The 16937-nt window shown below is 68.0% G+C and carries 10 protein-coding genes; 4 read left to right on the forward strand and 6 right to left on the reverse strand.

Annotated features, from left to right (window positions below; genetic code table 11):
* Positions 1-85: 85 nt before the first annotated feature.
* Together AC07PR_RS10500 and AC07PR_RS10505 are read right to left on the reverse strand one after the other, a co-directional pair.
* Positions 86-1570: a chitosanase gene (locus tag AC07PR_RS10500; protein WP_495135240.1), complete on the reverse strand. Its 1485-nt coding sequence runs from the start codon at positions 1568-1570 to the stop codon at positions 86-88.
* 12 nt (positions 1571-1582) lie between these two features.
* On the reverse strand, positions 1583-4102 hold the full coding sequence (locus AC07PR_RS10505; RefSeq protein ID WP_495135241.1) for a glycosyl hydrolase family 18 protein: 2520 nt from the start codon (positions 4100-4102) through the stop codon (positions 1583-1585).
* Between the two features lie 505 nt (positions 4103-4607).
* Between AC07PR_RS10505 and AC07PR_RS10510 the strand changes: the two genes are divergently transcribed.
* Positions 4608-6791 (forward strand): pectate lyase-like domain-containing protein, encoded by a 2184-nt coding sequence (locus tag AC07PR_RS10510; RefSeq protein WP_495135242.1) that lies wholly within the window; start codon positions 4608-4610, stop codon positions 6789-6791.
* Between the two features lie 138 nt (positions 6792-6929).
* On the opposite strand, the gene AC07PR_RS10515 is transcribed toward AC07PR_RS10510, so the two are convergent.
* Entirely contained in the window at positions 6930-7382 is a 453-nt protein-coding gene (locus tag AC07PR_RS10515) for a MarR family winged helix-turn-helix transcriptional regulator (RefSeq protein WP_495135243.1), read from the reverse strand.
* Positions 7383-7459: 77 nt separating this feature from the next.
* Here AC07PR_RS10515 and AC07PR_RS10520 point away from each other — a divergent pair, with 77 nt between their 5' ends.
* Entirely contained in the window at positions 7460-9049 is a 1590-nt protein-coding gene (locus tag AC07PR_RS10520; protein ID WP_495135244.1) for an FAD-dependent oxidoreductase, read from the forward strand.
* A 120-nt stretch (positions 9050-9169) separates the two neighbouring features.
* On the opposite strand, the gene AC07PR_RS10525 is transcribed toward AC07PR_RS10520, so the two are convergent.
* Entirely contained in the window at positions 9170-11251 is a 2082-nt protein-coding gene (locus AC07PR_RS10525; protein ID WP_495135245.1) for a TonB-dependent siderophore receptor, read from the reverse strand.
* Positions 11252-12284: 1033 nt separating this feature from the next.
* Here AC07PR_RS10525 and AC07PR_RS10530 point away from each other — a divergent pair.
* On the forward strand, positions 12285-12983 hold the full coding sequence (locus tag AC07PR_RS10530; RefSeq protein ID WP_495135246.1) for a helix-turn-helix transcriptional regulator: 699 nt from the start codon (positions 12285-12287) through the stop codon (positions 12981-12983).
* A gap of 49 nt (positions 12984-13032) precedes the next feature.
* Positions 13033-13404, forward strand: a complete 372-nt coding sequence (locus AC07PR_RS10535) for a VOC family protein (protein ID WP_495135247.1) — start codon at positions 13033-13035, stop codon at positions 13402-13404.
* A 33-nt stretch (positions 13405-13437) separates the two neighbouring features.
* On the opposite strand, the gene AC07PR_RS10540 is transcribed toward AC07PR_RS10535, so the two are convergent.
* Positions 13438-14061 carry an eCIS core domain-containing protein gene (locus tag AC07PR_RS10540; protein ID WP_495135248.1) on the reverse strand — a complete coding sequence of 208 codons (624 nt, stop codon included), beginning with the start codon at positions 14059-14061 and terminating at the stop codon, positions 13438-13440.
* Positions 14062-14149: 88 nt separating this feature from the next.
* Positions 14150-16936, reverse strand: coding sequence for an Ig domain-containing protein (locus tag AC07PR_RS10545; RefSeq protein WP_495135249.1), 2787 nt, complete (start codon positions 16934-16936; stop codon positions 14150-14152).
* Position 16937 lies beyond the last annotated feature (1 nt).

A 16937-nucleotide genomic window follows, 5' to 3' on the forward strand; every position in this document is an offset into this window, starting at 1 on the left:
AGGGTCCAGGAGGGAGCCCTCATGCCCCGTGGAGAGCCCGCGCCTGGCCTCCCGAAGTCGGTCGGCGCTGACTTGGGCATGGCGCTCACTTGATCGAGTAGCTGTCCCCGTACACCTTCCAGTTCAGCGGTGTCTTCAGGTCCAGGTTCCCCGCCTTGAGCCACACGCGCTGCGCGGTCTCCACGCGGCTGACGTCGCTGTGCGCCTCTTCGGTCTTCATCGCCGCCACGCGCGCATCGAGGAATGCGTTGAGGTAAGTGACCTCATTGCCGCCCTGCGCGGGCGTCTTCGCCTTGGCCATTGCCGCCTTGCGGATGCCGCCGAAGCTCACGCCGCTGTTGCCCGGGCCGTGCATCACGATCGCGTCGTAGTAGATGAACTGGCCGAGCGCCTTCAGCCCGTCGTTCTTGGCCTGCTGCACGGAGGGGTTGAAGTAGGACCGGTCGCGCTCGTGGTCCTGTGCCTGCTGGAAGACGGTGTCGCTCGCCGCCGTCTTCCAGTCGGTCTGGAAGTTGGGATCGAGGCCGGCATGCGAGTCGCTGCCGTTGACCGATCGCAGCGCGTTCAGGTACTTCGCGAGCACGTTGCCCGGCTTGACCGAGTTGTAGTACTGGACCAGCTCCAGCATGTCGCCGGTGCCGGAGCAGAAGCCGATGATGCCCGCCGTGTAGCCGCGGCCGTCGCGGATGTCCTGGATGTAGCGGTACTGCGCCTTCCAGTCGAGTGACGAGTTCTCCGCGCTGGAGACGATCTGCATGGCGATGTCCTTGACCTTCGGGTCGGACAGGCCGGCTGAAGGTGCCGGAGCGGGCGCAGGGGCCGGTGCCGGGGCGGGAGCAGGTGCCGGAGCGGGAGCGGGAGCTGGCGAAGGAGCCGGTGCCGGCGCCGGCGATGGTGCGGGCGCCGGAGCGCCGACCGCTTTCAGCTTCCAGCGCTGGTTCGCGCCACCGGTGCAGTCCCATTGCTGGATCGCACCGCCGGCAGCCGTCGAATGGTCCTTCACGTCGACGCACTTGCCGCTGTGGCGCGCCTTCAGCGTGTAGCCATCGGCGGAAGGCGCGACCAGGAAGCGCTGGTTGTCCGTCGGCGCCGTTGCCCATTGCTGGATCAGCGCGCCGTTGGCGGTGGAGACGTCCGTCACGTCCAGCGACTTGCCGCTGGCGACGTTGACCAGGCGATAGCTGCCGCCGGTGTCGGCGCGCAGCTCGAAGCGCTGCGAGGCCTGCGTGCCACAGCGGTTCTGCTGCAGCTTCGTGCCGTTGGCGCCGACGTTGCCGGCGATGTCCAGGCAGAGACCGGACTCGCCGGATTCGATGGTGTAGAGGCCGGCCGCGACGGTGACCGCGCCGGCGGCGAGGGCACGTGCGTCGGGCGCGTTCTCGCTGGCGGCGTCGGAGGCGGCCGACGCCGCCGCATCGGCGGACTGCGCGAAGACGCTCTTGCCGGCGTCGTCACCGCCGCCGCCGCCGCAGGCGGTCAGGCAGGCGCTGGCGACCGCGAGCAGCGCGGGCGTGGCCAGGAAACTCGAAGCACGCGGTGGCCGCGGAGCGGCGGGAAAGTGATGGTTCATGACGGAGGCTCCTTATTTCCACTCGGAAGATTGCAGCAGCGGATCCGCTGTGAGGCCGAACGTCGAGCCGACCTTCTGGCCGACGGTGCCAGGTGTTGCCAACGGCGCGGCGCCGCAGTTGCCGCCCCCTGTCTTGATGATGGCCCACAGCATTGCGCCGTCCCGCGCGTTGCGGTTGGGCGCGCTGCCGTTCAGCACCGCGTTGGTATAGCGCTGCACCGAGTACGGCTGGTTGAGGGTGGCGCCGTACTGGCTCTTCAGGTTGCGCGAACCGGTGCACTGCGCGTCGCCGTCGTTGACCACCAGCAGACCGCCGGCCCAGCCCTCGGGCGCCGGCTCCAGGCCGATGGACACGATGGTCTTGGCCGGGAACAGCGAGCGGTAGTCGTTGTACGCGGTCACGCCGTCGTAGTTCTCGAAGCGCGCGTCGTAGCTCATCACGTTGACCATGTCGAGCATGTTGGCCACGGCCGGGAACTTGCGCACCACCGCGCGCTCGCGGCCCGCGTTGCCGCCCCAGAACGAGACCTTGCCCGCGCAGGACGCGTCGGCCGAGGTCGCCGCGGTGCAGTCCGCGCCCGTCGACCAGCCGGCCAGCGTCAGCACGCGGCCATTGCCGGCGATGTCCACCGCGCGGCGCAACGCCTTGATGACGTTGGCGTAGCGGTCCACGTCGCCGTCGGTCTCGTAGTCCACGTCCAGGCCGTCGAAGCCGAGCTCCGTCTGGATCTTCGCCAGCGCGTTGATCGTCGGTCCGTTGCCGGCCGCGCCTTCCGCGGCGAGCGTGCCCCAGTTGTTGTACGTCGCGCCGCCGACGGCCAGGATGACCTTCTGGTTGCGCTGGTGCAGCACGTCGATCGCGGCCTTGATGTCACGCGGCGTCGCGTTGAAGTTGATGCCGGTGCCCGAGAAGGTGTTGGCCGACAAGCCGGCCCATGAGAAGGCCGGATCCGCGAAGGACACCATCACATGCGTGTAGGTGGCCGGCGTACGCGCGAACTTGCTGGCCTTGTAGACGTCGTTGGCGGACTTGCCGGTGGCGTCGAACCAGTTGTCGCTCCAGGTCGGGTAGTAGCCGACGTAGACGCGGCGCGTCTGCGTCGCCTTCAGCGCTTCGGGCAGCGTCAGGGCGCCGCCGGGCGAGGGCGCCGGCGCGGGGCTCGGCGATGGCGCGGGCGAGGGCGACGGGGCCGGAGAGGGCGAGGGTGCCGGGGACGGCGAAGGCGCGGGCGTCGGTGCGGGCGCAGGCGCCGGCGAGCCGCTGCAGCTTGCCGAGGTCGGCGTCCACAGCGACGGTGTCGCGGCCGGGTTCCAACCGGTGCCGACCCACGCGGTGTGCGTCACCAGCGCCTTGTAGGTCTTGCCCTGGTAGCTGACCACCTGGCCTGCGGTGAAGGTCTTGCCTTCGGCCCAGGCCACGCAGGTGCCGGGGTTCGGCGCGGGAGCGGGCGAAGGACTCGGGGCAGGGCTCGGGCTCGGAGCAGGAGTGGGCGACGGCGCGGGCGCCGGCGGCTGCGGCGCCGGAGAAGGCGCGGGCGAGCCGCTCTTCGCCGCGGCGAAGGCCTGCCAGTATTCGAAGTCTCGCGTGTTGGCGCGGCTGTACTCGCCGAGAGCGCCGTTGCCGACGCGGTCGCGCTGCGCGGCCCAGTAGGACAGCAGGCCCACGCCCTTCTGTTTGGCGAAGTTGGCCACCGTCACGGCGTCCGCCGGGGTGAAGACCTCGGACGCCACGTCGTTCTGGCCGATCATCGGCGTGATGCCGATCATGGCCCACAGCTGCGCGTCGGTCTTGCCGGGATACAGCGGCTTGAGCTGTGCCACCGTCTGCGTCGCGGCGGAGACCGCCAGGTCGCCCATGCGCTTGCCGTTGCTGTAGTAGCCGCCGTAGTCCATCGTCATCAGGTTGACGATGCTGATCTTCACGCCGGCGTTGACGGCGCTGCGCAGCAGCTCGACCGCCTCGCGCTGCAGGCCGCCGGTGTCGTTGGCGTTGACGTAGGGAACGACCGGCAGCGTGAACGAGGTGTACAGGTCCGGATAGATGGACTGCAGCTGCTGGATCGCGGCGTTGCGCACGTTGTTCAGGCGCGTGTCGCCGAGCTGGCCGCCTTCGATGTCCCAGTCGATCGAGCGCGTGCCGTTCGCGTCGATCAGGCGGCGCAGCTGCGCGACCAGGTCGTTCACCGAGCAGGTCGACTCCAGGTAGGTGCCGTTGGCGCCGCCCAGGGACAGGATGACCCGGCCGCCGGACTTGATGTAGGCCTTGATGTCGGCTTGGAAGCTGGGGTTGCTGATCGTCGTTTCCAGACCGCCGCCGACCGTGCAGCCGCCGCCGGACACGCCGAAGGCCAGCGTCACGGCGTCGATGCCGGCCTTGGATTTCGCCTCGCTCAGCGTCTTGATGCCGTACGCGCCGCTGCCGAAGCCCCAGGTGAAGAAGTAGGGCGCGACGATCGTGCCCGCCTGGGCCTGCGATCCCGCGGCCAGCAGCGCGGCGGCCAACGCCACCGCCTTGATTTGTCCAGTACGCATGTGCAATCACTCCTGCTGTCTCGCACCGGTGGGCGTGCGGGCTTGTTGTTCGCGATAAAACCACCATGAAACCAGTGGCGGAATGTAGGAACAGCAGGAAAGTCACGCTGTGACAAGCAGTATGCGGATGCGGTGTCGGAGTGTGTCGAATACTGCAAAACATCACGTCGCCGTCGGCACTCCCGATTTTCCTGTGGCTGGAATATGGGACGACGGCACCCGAGCGGTGCATTCACGCCGACGAGCGGCGAAAGTCCTTGATGTGTAAGGGAGTGAAGGCGATCCGACGAACGGCGAAGCGAGCTGGAAACCGTGTGGCGAATCTTCCTACCTCTTTCGGGCGAAGAATTGACAGGTTTGAAAACATTTGTGCGGACCGGCCCCGTCATTGCGGGGGAGAGGGGGTATTTGCGACCGCTGATCGGAAACAGCCGGACACGGTCGAAGTATTGGATTGGTATTTCTTCTTTCTAGACTCGCGCCACTTTCAGGAAGGAGATTCGTCATGGCATGGAATCAAGGACGGGCGTGGCCCCTGCACGCGCTGCTGGCGGCGGGCTGGATCGCCGCGCTGACGCTGTCGGCGGAGGACGCCGACGCGGCCACGCTGCGCGCGGCGGCCAACAACAACTTCGTCAGCGCGACGGCGACCGGCTCCTCGTACCTCACGGCGACCGCCGGCGCCGCCAACAGCTGGGAGCAGTTCGACGTCGTCAACAACGGCAACGGCACGGTGTCGTTCCGGGCGCGCATCAGCGGCAACTTCGTCTCCGCCGACATCGGCCTGGCCGCGCCCAACACCGGCCGCCTGATCGCCAACCGGCGCACCGCCGATGCGTGGGAGCAATTCGTCGTCGTGCCGCAGGCCAACGGCACGGTGGCGCTGCGCTCGGTGGCCAGCGGGCTGTACGTCAGCGCCGACCTGAACCTTGGCGGCGTGCTCGTGGCCAACCGCAACGCGGTGCAGGCCTGGGAGCAGTTCGTCATCGCGGACCAGCCGACGACGCCTCCGACGCCGCCCACCACCGGAACGCCGCCGGACTTCGGGTCCAGCGTGCACATCGTCAGCCCGACCACGCCCAACCTGCAGGGCGTGATCGACGGCATCTACAACGCGCAGCAGCCGAATCATTTCGGCCCGCGCCGCGACGCCATCCTGCTGACGCCGGGCACCTACAACAACCTGCGCATCCCGGTGGGCTTCTACACGCAGGTGCTGGGCCTGGGCAGCCATCCGGACCTGGTCCACGTCAACGGCGACCTGCGCTCCAATGCCTTCCTGGGCGGCGACAACGCGACGCAGAACTTCTGGCGCGGCGCCGAGAACTTCTCGGTCACGCCCAGCCTGGGCATCGGCAACAACACGATGCAGTGGGCGGTGTCGCAGGCGATCCCGTTCCGGCGCATGCACGTGCGCGGCAACATCAAGCTCAACCAGAACAGCGGCTGGTCCAGCGGCGGCTGGTTCTCCGACGTGCTGGTGGACGGGCAGGTGAACTCCGCCAGCCAACAGCAATGGATCTCGCGCAACAGCCAGTGGGGCAGTTGGACGGGCTCCAACTGGAACATGGTCTTCGTCGGCGTGCCCAACGCGCCGGCGGGCAGCTTCCCGACCGCGGGCCAGCGCTATACCAAGATCGCGCAGACGCCGGTGATCCGCGAGAAGCCCTTCCTGTTCATCGACACCGACGGCAGCTACGCGGTGCGCGTGCCCGCGCTGCGCCAGAACAGCAGCGGCATCTCCTGGAATAACGGCGGCGCGACGCCGGGACGCACGATCCCGATCGGGCAGTTCCACATCGCCAAGCCGGGCGACACGGCGGCCGCGATCAACACGCAGCTGGCGGCCGGCAAGCACCTGCTGTTCACACCTGGCACCTACGTGCTGACGCAGCCGTTGCGGGTCAACAACCCGGACACGGTGGTGCTGGGCATCGGCTTCCCGACGCTGCGCTCGGACAACGGCCAGCCGCTGATGCAGACGGCGGACGTGGACGGGCTGACGATCTCGGGCCTGTTCTTCGACGCGGGCGCGGTGGAATCGGGCGTGCTGCTCGAGGTCGGCCCGAACGGCGCGGCCGCCAACCACGCGGCCAACCCGACGGTGCTGCATGACCTGTTCTTCCGCGTCGGCGGCGCGGCGGCGGGCAGGGTCCGCATCGCGCTGAGCGTCAACGCGAACAACACCATCGTCGACCACACCTGGGTCTGGCGCGCCGACCACGGCGCGGGCGTGGGCTGGACGCAGAACCCGTCGGAGAACGGCCTCTGGGTCAACGGCAACGACGTGACCATGTACGGGCTGTTCGTCGAGCACTTCCAGAAGCACCAGGTGGTCTGGAACGGCAACGGCGGCCGCGTGTACTTCTATCAATCGGAGATCCCGTACGACCCGCAGAGCCAGGCCGGCTGGAACAGCCCGACCGGCCGCGGCTGGGCCTCGTACAAGGTGGCGGACAGCGTCACCAGCCACGAGGCCTGGGGACTGGGCGTCTACAGCGTGTTCACCAATGGCGGCATCCTGCTGGATCGCGCGATCGAGGCGCCGGTCAACGGCAACGTGCGCTTCCACAACATGATCTCGGTCTGCCTGGGCAACAACGGCGGCATCGTGCACGTGATCAACAACACCGGCGCGCAGACCGGCTGCAATGCCTCGTTCACGCCGACGGTGACGAACTTTCCCTGAGCGGAAGTCGACACGTCGTTCACGGGTGAGGCCGCCGGGAGGCGGTCCGCCGTGAGCGAAGGCGCCGCGACGGCCTGAATGGCAACGCCCGCACGACGCGAGTCCTGCGGGCGTTGTCGTCGGCGGGCGGTGGCGGGATCAGGGCGCGTCGGTCGCGCCTTCCAGCGCGTCGACGAACTTCGTCATCAGGCGCACCAGGTCGTCGAGCTCTTCCTTGCTCCACTCGCCGAAGATCTGACGGCCCATGCGCTGGCGCGCATCGTCGATGCGATCGGTCATCGCCTGACCCTCGGCGGTGACGACGGCCTCGCGGACGCGGCTGTCCTGAACGCTCTTCTGGCGGCTGACCAGGTTCAAGGACTCCAGCTTCGCCACTTGGCGGCTCACCGTCGTGTAGTCGCGTCCCACGCGATCAGACAGGTCCACCACGCCGATCGGCCCGAAACGCTCGATGCCCACGAGCAAGGGGAACAGCGCCCGGTCCAGCAGCACGCCCGCTTCCTCGATCAGGCGCTCGTCGTTGCGCGGGCGGTTCATCACGCTCGCGATGCGGATCAGCGCGCCGTGCAAGGCCTTCAGTTGGGTCGACATATGTGCATCTTGCACATTTTTTCGAGCCGGCATACCATCCCTTCAGTTATGTGCAAACTACACTCAATTGGAGCGACATGAACGAATCCTTCCTCCCGGGCGCCTTGCCTGCTACCACCCAGGTCCTCATCGTCGGCGCCGGCGCGGCGGGCTTGACGCTCGCCATCGACCTGGCCCGTCGGGGTGTCGATTTTCAACTGATCGAGCAGGCCGCCCGGCCATTCCACGGCTCGCGCGGCAAAGGCATCCAGCCACGCACGCAGGAGGTCCTGGAGGACCTCGGCCTGCTCGACCGGCTGGTGGCGACCGGCGCGCCGTATCCGCCGCAGCGCCACCATGCGGCGGACGGCAGTTTCACCGAAACGAGCTTCGAGACCTCGCCGCCGACCTCGTCCGAGCCGCATCAGATGCCGCTCATGGTGCCGCAGTTCCTGACCGAGGCGGTGATGCGCGAGCGGCTGGCGGAACTCGGCCACGCGCCACGCTACGGCTGCGCGCTGGTGGACTTCGAGCAGGATGAAGAGGGTGTCACCGCACGCGTGGCGGTCGGGACCCACGAGGCCGACGAGGCCGACGGGACCGTGGGCGGGGCGGATCTCCGCGATGAGCGGATTCGTGCGCGCTACCTCGTCGGCGCCGATGGCGGCCGCAGTGACGTGCGCAAGCAGTTGGGCATCGATTTCCCCGGCAAGACGCTGGGCGTGCGCGCGGTGGTGGCGGACGTCACCCTGACCGGACTGTCGCGCGACGCCTGGCATCAGTTCAACGACGGATCGATGGCGCGGCAGCTCGCGCTCTGTCCGCTGGCGGGGACGGCCTTGTTCCAGCTGCAGGCGCCGGTCCCGCTGGAGGGCGAGGTCGACCTCGGCGTCGACGGGCTCAACGCGATGGTGAAGGATCGTTCGGGCCGCGACGACATTCGCATCGAGGCCGTGTCCTGGGCCTCCGCGTACAACATGAACGCGCGCCTGGCCGATCGCTATCGCGTGGGGCGGGTGTTCCTCGTCGGCGACGCGGCGCACATCCATCCGCCGACGGGCGGTCAGGGCCTCAACACCAGCGTGCAGGATGCCTACAACCTCGGCTGGAAACTGGGCGCCGTGCTGCACGGCGCGCCGCAGGCGCTGCTGGAAACGTATGAGGAGGAGCGCAGGCCCGTGGCCGAGGGCATGCTCAAGCTCTCGACCCGGCTGCTCGACGCGGCCAAGCGCGGCGACAACCGCCGCGGTCGCGAGGTGCATCAACTCGACATCGGATATCCGGAGTCCTCGCTCGCGCTGGAAGTGCCGGCCCGCGAGCGCGGCCCGCTGGCCGGCGAACGCGCGCCCGATGCGCGCCTGCGTGGCGCGGCGGGGCAGGGGACGCGGCTGTTCGAGCTGTTCCAGGGACCGCACTGGACGCTGCTGGCGTACCGCAGGTCGCGGACTTCATTGAACTCGCGCAGGGGCCTGCCCGCGCGAGCTGGTCTTCGTATTCACGCGATCGGCGAGGCGGGCGAAGGCGGCGACTACGTGGACGAGCACGGCGACTTCCGCGACGCCTATGCGTTGCAGCCCGGCGACTGCGCGCTGGTGCGTCCTGACGGCTACATCGCCGCGATCGTGTCGTCGTCGAACCTCGAGGCGCTCGAACGCTTCCTGAGCGCCTGCGGCCTGCCGCGGCCCTGAGGCAGGCGAAAAAAGACCCGGGACTCAGCCCGGGTCTTGAAGTGCAGGAGCGTCAGGGCGCTCTCGAAGCGCGTTGAACGTGCGTTGACCGCGCGTTGACCGCGCCTCGATCGGCGCTTGTCAGAGCTTGTAGTCCAGCGACACGCCGTAGTTGCGCGGCGCGCCGTAGATGGCGCCGTAGGCCAGGCCGCCGATGTACTTCTTGTCGAACAGGTTGTTGACGTTGGCGCGCAGCGTGGCCGACTTGGACAGCTCGTAGGACGCGAACGCGTTGGCCACGACATAGGCGCCTTGCTTGGCGCTGCCGATCTTGCTGACCTCCGACTGCCAGCGGCCGCCCAGGCCGACGCGCAGCGCCGGCAGCATCGGCACGCGGGTGTCGACGCGGAAGTTCAAGGTGTGGCGCGGCACCCATTCGTAGATGTCGTTGCCGTCCGGGCCGGTCAGCATCAGGCGGGTGTAGCCCGCGGTCAGCTTCGTGTCCTTGCCGATGCGGCCGGTGGCCTCGACTTCCCAGCCCTTGGACTTGACGTCCTTCGGCACGTACCAGTACTGGCCGCCCGAGGTCATTCCGCCGTAGGTCGCCAGGCCTTCCTGCTTCGACGTGAAGACGGCGGCGGTGGTCAGCAGCGCCTTGTTCAGCCACTCGGCCTTCACGCCCACTTCGCCGTTCACGCCCTTCATCGGCGCGAGGTAGGTGCCGTTGATGTCGTACTGGTCCTGGTTCTGGAAGATGTTGGAGTACGACGCGTAGGCCAGCACGTCGGACGTGATGTCGTAGGTCACGCCGAAGTAGGGGCTGGTCTTCTTCGTGTCCGGATAGTCCGTGCCCGTGGCCGGATTGCCGTAGACCGTCGAGCCTGCACGTTCCAGCTTGACCGCGTTGACCCCGACGATGGCCTTGAGCGAGTCGGTCACCGCGATGCGCGACGCCGCGTACAGGCGCGTCAGCGTCTGCTCGCCGCCTTCGCCGGCGGCGCGCGGACCCCATTGCGGCTGCGTGTAGGCGTCGCCGTCGTACGGGAAGGCCGGCAGCGGATCCAGCATGTGGTCCAGCACGGCGTAGGTGTCGGTCTTGGTCTCCTGGTGCGACCGGCTCAGGCCCACCAGCACCGTGTGCTCACGGCCGAACAGGTTGAACTTGCCGTTGACGTTGGCGTCCAGCACGTTGTTGTCCGAGCTGCCCAGGCTGCGGTACGGCCATCCGACCAGACCGGTGTTGTCCGGGTTCAGCACGCCGCTGTTGGAATAGGCGTACAGCAGGCGCGTCGCCTCGTTGCCGTGCCGGTAGTTGTAGGTGACCTTGGCTTCCCAGTTCTTGCTCAACTGGTGGGTGTACTCGGCGAAGGCGTTGTAGGACTTGGTGTTCCAGTAGGTCCACTTCTGCGAGGTCGACGAGCCCACCGGGAAGTCGGCCTGCGTGCCGTCCGAGCGCAGCAGCGTCAGCGAGCCCCACATCGGCGAGTCCTGCTTCGCGTCCACCGCGGTGATGCCCACGGTCAGCACGCCGTTCGTGCCGATCTGGCCGTCCACGACGCCGTAGACCGAGGTGCGCTTGTCCTTGAGGTCGCGCAGGTAGGAGTCCTTGTCCTCGGTCGCGACGACGAAGCGTCCGGCCCACGAGCCGTCCTCGGTCAGCACCTTGTTGTAGTCGAGGGCCGCGCGCTTCTTGCCGTAGGAGCCGAAGGAGACGTTGAACTCGCCGCTGTCCTCGTTCTTCGGGCGCTTGCGGATGTAGTTGATCGTGCCCGACGAGTTGCCCACGCCGGTCAGCAGGCCGTTGGCGCCGCGGATCAGCTCGATGCGCTCGAACAGGAAGGTGTCCTCCCTGCCGACGACCGTGCCCCAGGAGTTGGTCATGCCCAGGCCGTCGACCTGGGTCAACTGGATCTCGAAGCCGCGGGCGTTGAAGGTCGCGCGGTTGGTCTCGTACTGCTCGACGTTGATGCCGGTGGCCAGGGCCAGCGCCTCGTTGCTGCCGGTCAGGCCGAAGTTGGCCATGTCTTCCTGGTCGATCGAGCTGATCGTCTGCGGCGTGTCCTTCACGTCCATGGGCAGGCCGGTCGCACCCTTGGAGACGCGGTTCGCGCGCTTGCCGGTCACGACGATCTTGTCGAGCGTGGCGTCCTGGGCGTAGGCCAGGTCGCCGATCGCGAGGGACGCCGCCAGGGCGCACGCGGTCATCAGGAATTGCTGCTTCATCGAGTAGTCCGGAAGAGGGGAGGAGGTGACTTTCGGCCGGGACTTTAACGCAGGTGAGATTGATTCGCATTAAGTGAAATGACAAGAACGAGTCATCTCGTGCAGCACGTGGTAGCGATACCACGGAGCGGTGGCGCCTCGAAGGACGGGCGGCGGGCGTCAGCCGGTCAGCGCACGGCCTGACGAAGGAATGCGTCGGATGGAGGGACGAGATCTTCGATCGGAGCCAGGCATGAACGCGCGGTGGCAGGTCTTGCTGAAGAGCAAGTGGACGAAGTGGGCCGTCGGGGCGGGCGTGCTCGTCAAAGTCGGGCTGTTGATCGTGGCGGCGATGCACCTCGCGTAGTCGGCACGGCGGCGTCGGTTACCGGCCGGTACCGCGCAGCCGCTCCCGGATAGATTCGCCAACAGCGCCAAAGGCGTGGAAAAAGAAGTATCCGGAGATTGTTTCGGCAATTATTTGAGGTGCTTCAAGGCCGTTGTATAGGAATAGGGCGATTCCGCCCCCTGTTCCCAATATCAATAGAAGGCGAATCAAGGGACGCGCGCGGAGCCATCGCCAGGCCGCCCGAGGTGACGTCCACCCGCCCCAGCGAAAACAGACAATCATGAATAAGGAACTGAGGACAGTCGCCAGTGCCGCGGCTATCGGAAGCTGATATGCCAACCGACATGCAAACTCCAAGATCAGGAATCCCGCAAGAAATATCATTTCCCGTCCTTCGTGGGAGATGGCTTCGCTGCGACTTTCGATGCGGATTCACCGACCTGTGACAGAGACGGCGTGGGGTAAGTCGTCCCCGACGACTCGGGGCCAGCATTTGCCGGGCATGAGACACGATTTCGTCCACTGGACGAATGCATGATCCAAACTTGCTGACCTGAATCACCGACTGTCGTCACCTGGATCTCCTTTCGATCGTCGGACGTTCGAGCTCGAAGCGATTGAAGCGCGGTTTCGCGGTGGCGGTGAGGCGGGGCGGAGCCGTCGCGAAACGACCTATTCTCGGGCCTGCTCTCATGGAGGATTGGTTTGTCCCGTTCCGCCCGCCTGCTCGACCTGATCCAGACCTTGCGCCGCCACCGTCACCCCATCACTGGCGAGGCGTTGGCGACCGCGCTGGACATCAGCCTGCGCACGCTCTACCGCGACATCGCGACGCTGCAATCGCAAGGCGCGCGCATCGACGGCGCGCCTGGCCTGGGGTATGTGCTGCGCGAAGGTTTCGTGCTGCCGCCGCTGATGTTCTCTGTCGACGAGGTCGAGGCGCTTGTGCTCGGCTCGCGCTGGGTCGCCGGTCGCAGCGACGCGCGATTGAGCATCGCGGCGCGTGACGCACTGGCCAAGATCGCGGCCGTGCTGCCGCCGGCCATGCGCCATGAACTGGACAACACGTCGCTGCTTCCGGGCCCCTCGGATCCACCGGACGTCGACCGAGACGTCCTGTCGCTGATGCGCCGGGCGATCCGCCACGAGCACAAGCTGCGCATCCACTATCGCGACCTCAAGGGCAAGGACAGCGAGCGCACCGTCTGGCCTTTCGCGCTGGGCTATTTCGATCGCGTCCAGGTGCTCGTGGCCTGGTGCGAACTGCGCGAGGAGATCCGCAGCTTCCGCACCGATCGCGTGACCGCCCCCGTGCTGATCGAGGAGCGCTATCCCCAGCGCAAGGCCGCCTTGCTGAAGGCCTGGCGGGAACGCGAGGGCATCGCTGCTGCTGACGGAAATTGACAGACCCGGTTCCTAGCATCCGCTGCGTCAACCCAACCAGGAACCTGTCATGAGTCACCCCAACTTCATCCTCCTGTACGTCGCCAGCCCGGCCGAGAGCAGCGCGTTCTACACGCGCCTGCTCGGCAAGCCCCCCGTCGAGAACTCGCCCACCTTCGCGATGTTCGCGCTGGACTCGGGCGTGATGCTGGGCCTGTGGGCCTCGGCGGGCGTCGCACCCGCCGCCACGCCGGCGGGCGGCAGCGAACTTGCCTTCGCGGTCCAGGATGCGGCCGCGGTCGATGCGCGCTTCGAGGCCTGGAAGACCTCCGGCATGCCCATCCTGCAGACGCCGACCGCGATGGACTTCGGCTACACCTTTACGGCGACCGATCCCGATGGTCATCGCCTCCGGGTGTTCTCGCCGGCGGCGCGCGGGTAAATGCCTGGCCGCCGCTAAAGCGCGGCGGTCCGTTCACCCCTCCCGCCCGATGCTCATCGCCTTGTCCCCCATCCGATCCGCCTCCGCCTCCAGCCCGGTGTCATCGTTGATGTCGACACCCTGCATCTGCATCGTCGGCTGCACGCGCCCCTCGCGCTGCTGCACCACGTGCCACGCTTCATGCGGGAGGTGCTGCTCCTGACCCGGGCCGAGGTGGATGTCGTTCCCCTGCGCGTAGGCGAGCGCATTCAGCTGCGCCGGCTGCGACGAGTTGCGATGCACCCGCACGTCCGACAGGTCCGTGCCGGAGAGCGACTCGATGCCGGACTTCAATCCATCGGGCATCCCCGTCCGGTTCTCCTGGCGCTGCACCGGCGCGGCCTTGGCCTGCGCCGTGCCGAGCTCCTCGTCATCGAGCCTGCCGGTCTCGCGCTGCGCGACCATGGCCTGCGCCGTGCCCAGCTCGTCCTCCTCCAGCCCGGTCTCGCGCTGCGCGACCGGCCCGAACGCCGCATCGATGCGCCGGCGCTGCGCCAGCTGCCGCGGCGATCCGTCCAGCATCGCGGACAGGTCGCCGCCCTCCAGCGCTCGCCGCTGCGCCGGCGAGGCCGCTGGCGCATGCTCGAACGCGCCGTTGTCGTTGGTCGAGTCCTTCATCGGAGGCTCCTCTCGTGAGCGATCTGCGCGTGTCTTTGCGCGTGGTTTGTGCGTGCTGGTGCGTGTCTTGCGTGAGTCTTCCGGGCGTTCAGGGAGCTTCCACCCGAGGCTTGAACGTGACGATCAACCCGCCCACGATCAGCACCAGGATGATCACCACCAGCAAGGTGTTCCCCGTCCTCAGCTGATTCAGCGACGGGTCGCAGGAGAAGATCGCGCTGGCCACCGCGAGCGTCACCAGCGCCCCTGCCCACAGCACCATCAGGATCACGTGACCCATCCGCCGCACGCGGCAGTTCCACCCGTAGAGCAGCAGCGTCGTGCCCACGATCACCAGCAGCGCCTCGAGTCCCAGCCGCAGCGGCATGCGCATCGGGCAGACGATCTTGCAGAAGCGGGTGTCCTGGTCGAGGAAGGACCAGAAGCGCGTGTCCAGCAGCTCCACCACGGTCTTGCCGGCGCCGATGCTGGACACCGGCAGCGGCCAGAACGCCACGCCGCCGAAGGACCAGCCGATGTAGACCAGGTCGCGGTCCATGCTCTCGGCCCCCGCGAAGTCGACGGGCTTGCCGCCCGGGTACACCAGCACCGGCATCACGCTGACGAGCAGCGCCATGCGGTCCGGCCCGCTGAGCTCGTCGGTGAAGTCGGTGCGGTTGCGAAGCTGCATCTTGTTCACGTCCGACCCCATGCCCAGCGGCGTCAGGATGCGCACCGTGATCGGGCTCTTGCCGACGTAGTCGGGCGTCGACTTGTAGGAGGCCGTCGCCGCGCCGCGCTCCTTGTATTCGCCGGGGGAGGCCTCCGCCCGGTTGCGCTCCGCCGTCTTCATGATGGCCAGCAGGTTCCTGAACCGGAATGCCGTCCCCTTCTCGCCGAGCAGGTGCTGCGGGATCACCAGGTTCAGTTGGAAGGCCCGCGGCGCCCGCTTCTGCATCTGGGTCACCAGCGACTGCACGTAGTCGATGAAGAAGCGCTCGAAGCGCGGGTCCTCCGCCTCCGCGTCCGTCGGCTCGAAGAACACCGTCATCCCGTCGTAGACATGCGCCTCCTCGCGCCAGCCCGGCGGCAGCAGGGCCTCGAACCGGCCCTGCAGGTCGCTGTGCCGGATGTCCAGCATCGCGCCGATGGCCGCCGCGCTGTTGGCCAGCACGTCGTCGCGCGCCGGCTTGACCAGCCGCATCAGCACGTGGAAGTCGCGGCGGTACAGCACCAGGTCCAGGCCGACGTCGTGCTGGTTCACACGGCGCGCGAAGCCGCCCCCCGGGCTCTCGACACCGGGCGGCGCCTGATAGCTGCCGTCGTTGCGCAGGACCGCGCCCATGTACTGCATGCGCGTGAACTTGTCGAAGCGCACCGGGATGGCCGCATCGCTCGCGCCCTGCATCCAGAAGGGCAGGAAGGCGTACACGTCGGTCTCGATGGCCTGCAGGCTGCAGCCGCAGTCCTCCGGGACGAGGTTCAGCGGCTTGACGCCCGTCATCGGATGCTCGACGCCGGCCGCGTCGGTGATCTCCTCGCGCAAGGTCGCCGGCATCAGCATGTCGAGGAAGGTGTCCACCGCCAGCCGTCCCGGCGGCAACGTCGGCACGTGGCCGGGCTTCGCCGCCTTCTCCTCTTGCTTCTGCTGCTGTTTCTCCTTCTCCAGCTGCTGCTTGCGCTCCAGCTCCGCGGCGGCGATGCGGCCGTCGATCGCGTTGTCCTGTTCCGGCGCGCGCCCGCTCCCCGGTGACGGCCGCGGCGGCGGCGGCTCGCGGTCGCGTTCCGCCAGATCCTCCTTGCGCGGGCAGCGCTGGATCTGGTCCTTGTCGAGCTCGCGCGTGAGTTCGTTGACGTGGCGCAGGAAATACTCGCACTGCCGCGCCCGCAGCGAGTCCTGGAACACCGCGCGCGTCGGGTGTTCCACGTCCTTCAAGGGCATCAGCATCTCGCGCAACTGGTCGAGCGTGGGCCCCATCACCGGCGGCTTCACCGCGAGCGCCTTCGGGCCCGCCGGCTCGCCCTCAGCCGCGGCTTCGCCCGCGGCGGCCGCCGTCATCAGCGACTCGCCCGCCGAGGCCTCCGCGTTCTTGAAGATCTCGGCCAGTTTCGCCTCGGTGAGCACGTAGGTCATCGGCATCGGCGGATCCGCCGGCACGACGCGGTTGGTCTGGTCCTCGGTGATCGACGTCAGCGGGTTGGGCGGGCGAGCCCGTGCCGTCGCGGGCGCGCGCGCCGGGACCGATGCCGGCGCCGCGGCCGGCCGTGCGACCGGCGCGGGCTTGGGATCGACGACGCGGATCTCGTACAGCGCCTGCTCGAGGTTCCTCGTCCGCGAGGCGTCGGTCGCGGTGAGCAGGAAACGGAACGTGCCGGTCTTCGTCGGCGTGCCGGCGAGCGCGCCGTCCTCCTCGACGAACATGCCCGGCGGCAACGCGCCGTCGATGGCGATGCGGTAGGGCGGCCTGCCGCCGCGCACGAGATCACGCGCCTTGTACGGACGGTCGAGCCGGCCGGACGGCAGTGGAATCGTCTGGTAGACCAGCCACATCGGATCGCGACCCGCGGCAGAGGCCGCGGCCGAAGCGGCTGAAGCAGGCAGGGGAGCCGAGGCGATCGGCTGCTCGGGCCGAGGAGGCAACGGACGCGGCGTCGCGACGTAGGTCGTCGTGTCGGACGCCGAGGACGCCGAGGACGCCGGCGCTGCCGCCGGCGACTGCGCGCTCGCGTGCAGCACCAGCAGCGCCGCCGCGAGCAGCGTGCCGCCGACGAACCAGCGCACGCGGGCGCAGTGACGGCAAGGCGACGACACGCGCCCGGTGTCGGGCGCGTCATCGGCCCATTCGTCGACGGACCACCGCCGACGCATCGATTGGAAGAAGGAGCGTGTTCCCATG

The sequence above is a fragment of the Roseateles sp. GW821-FHT09H11 genome (genome assembly GCF_059415845.1).

What these genes read in the sequence shown, in the direction of transcription:
- AC07PR_RS10500 (WP_495135240.1), bottom strand. Translation starts at nt 1,570, where the DNA reads ATGAACCATCACTTTCCCGCCGCTCCGCGGCCACCGCGTGCTTCGAGT.
- AC07PR_RS10505 (WP_495135241.1), bottom strand. Translation starts at nt 4,102, where the DNA reads ATGCGTACTGGACAAATCAAGGCGGTGGCGTTGGCCGCCGCGCTGCTG.
- AC07PR_RS10510 (WP_495135242.1), top strand. Translation starts at nt 4,608, where the DNA reads ATGGCATGGAATCAAGGACGGGCGTGGCCCCTGCACGCGCTGCTGGCG.
- AC07PR_RS10515 (WP_495135243.1), bottom strand. Translation starts at nt 7,382, where the DNA reads ATGTCGACCCAACTGAAGGCCTTGCACGGCGCGCTGATCCGCATCGCG.
- AC07PR_RS10520 (WP_495135244.1), top strand. Translation starts at nt 7,460, where the DNA reads ATGAACGAATCCTTCCTCCCGGGCGCCTTGCCTGCTACCACCCAGGTC.
- AC07PR_RS10525 (WP_495135245.1), bottom strand. Translation starts at nt 11,251, where the DNA reads ATGAAGCAGCAATTCCTGATGACCGCGTGCGCCCTGGCGGCGTCCCTC.
- AC07PR_RS10535 (WP_495135247.1), top strand. Translation starts at nt 13,033, where the DNA reads ATGAGTCACCCCAACTTCATCCTCCTGTACGTCGCCAGCCCGGCCGAG.
- AC07PR_RS10540 (WP_495135248.1), bottom strand. Translation starts at nt 14,061, where the DNA reads ATGAAGGACTCGACCAACGACAACGGCGCGTTCGAGCATGCGCCAGCG.
- AC07PR_RS10545 (WP_495135249.1), bottom strand. Translation starts at nt 16,936, where the DNA reads ATGGGAACACGCTCCTTCTTCCAATCGATGCGTCGGCGGTGGTCCGTC.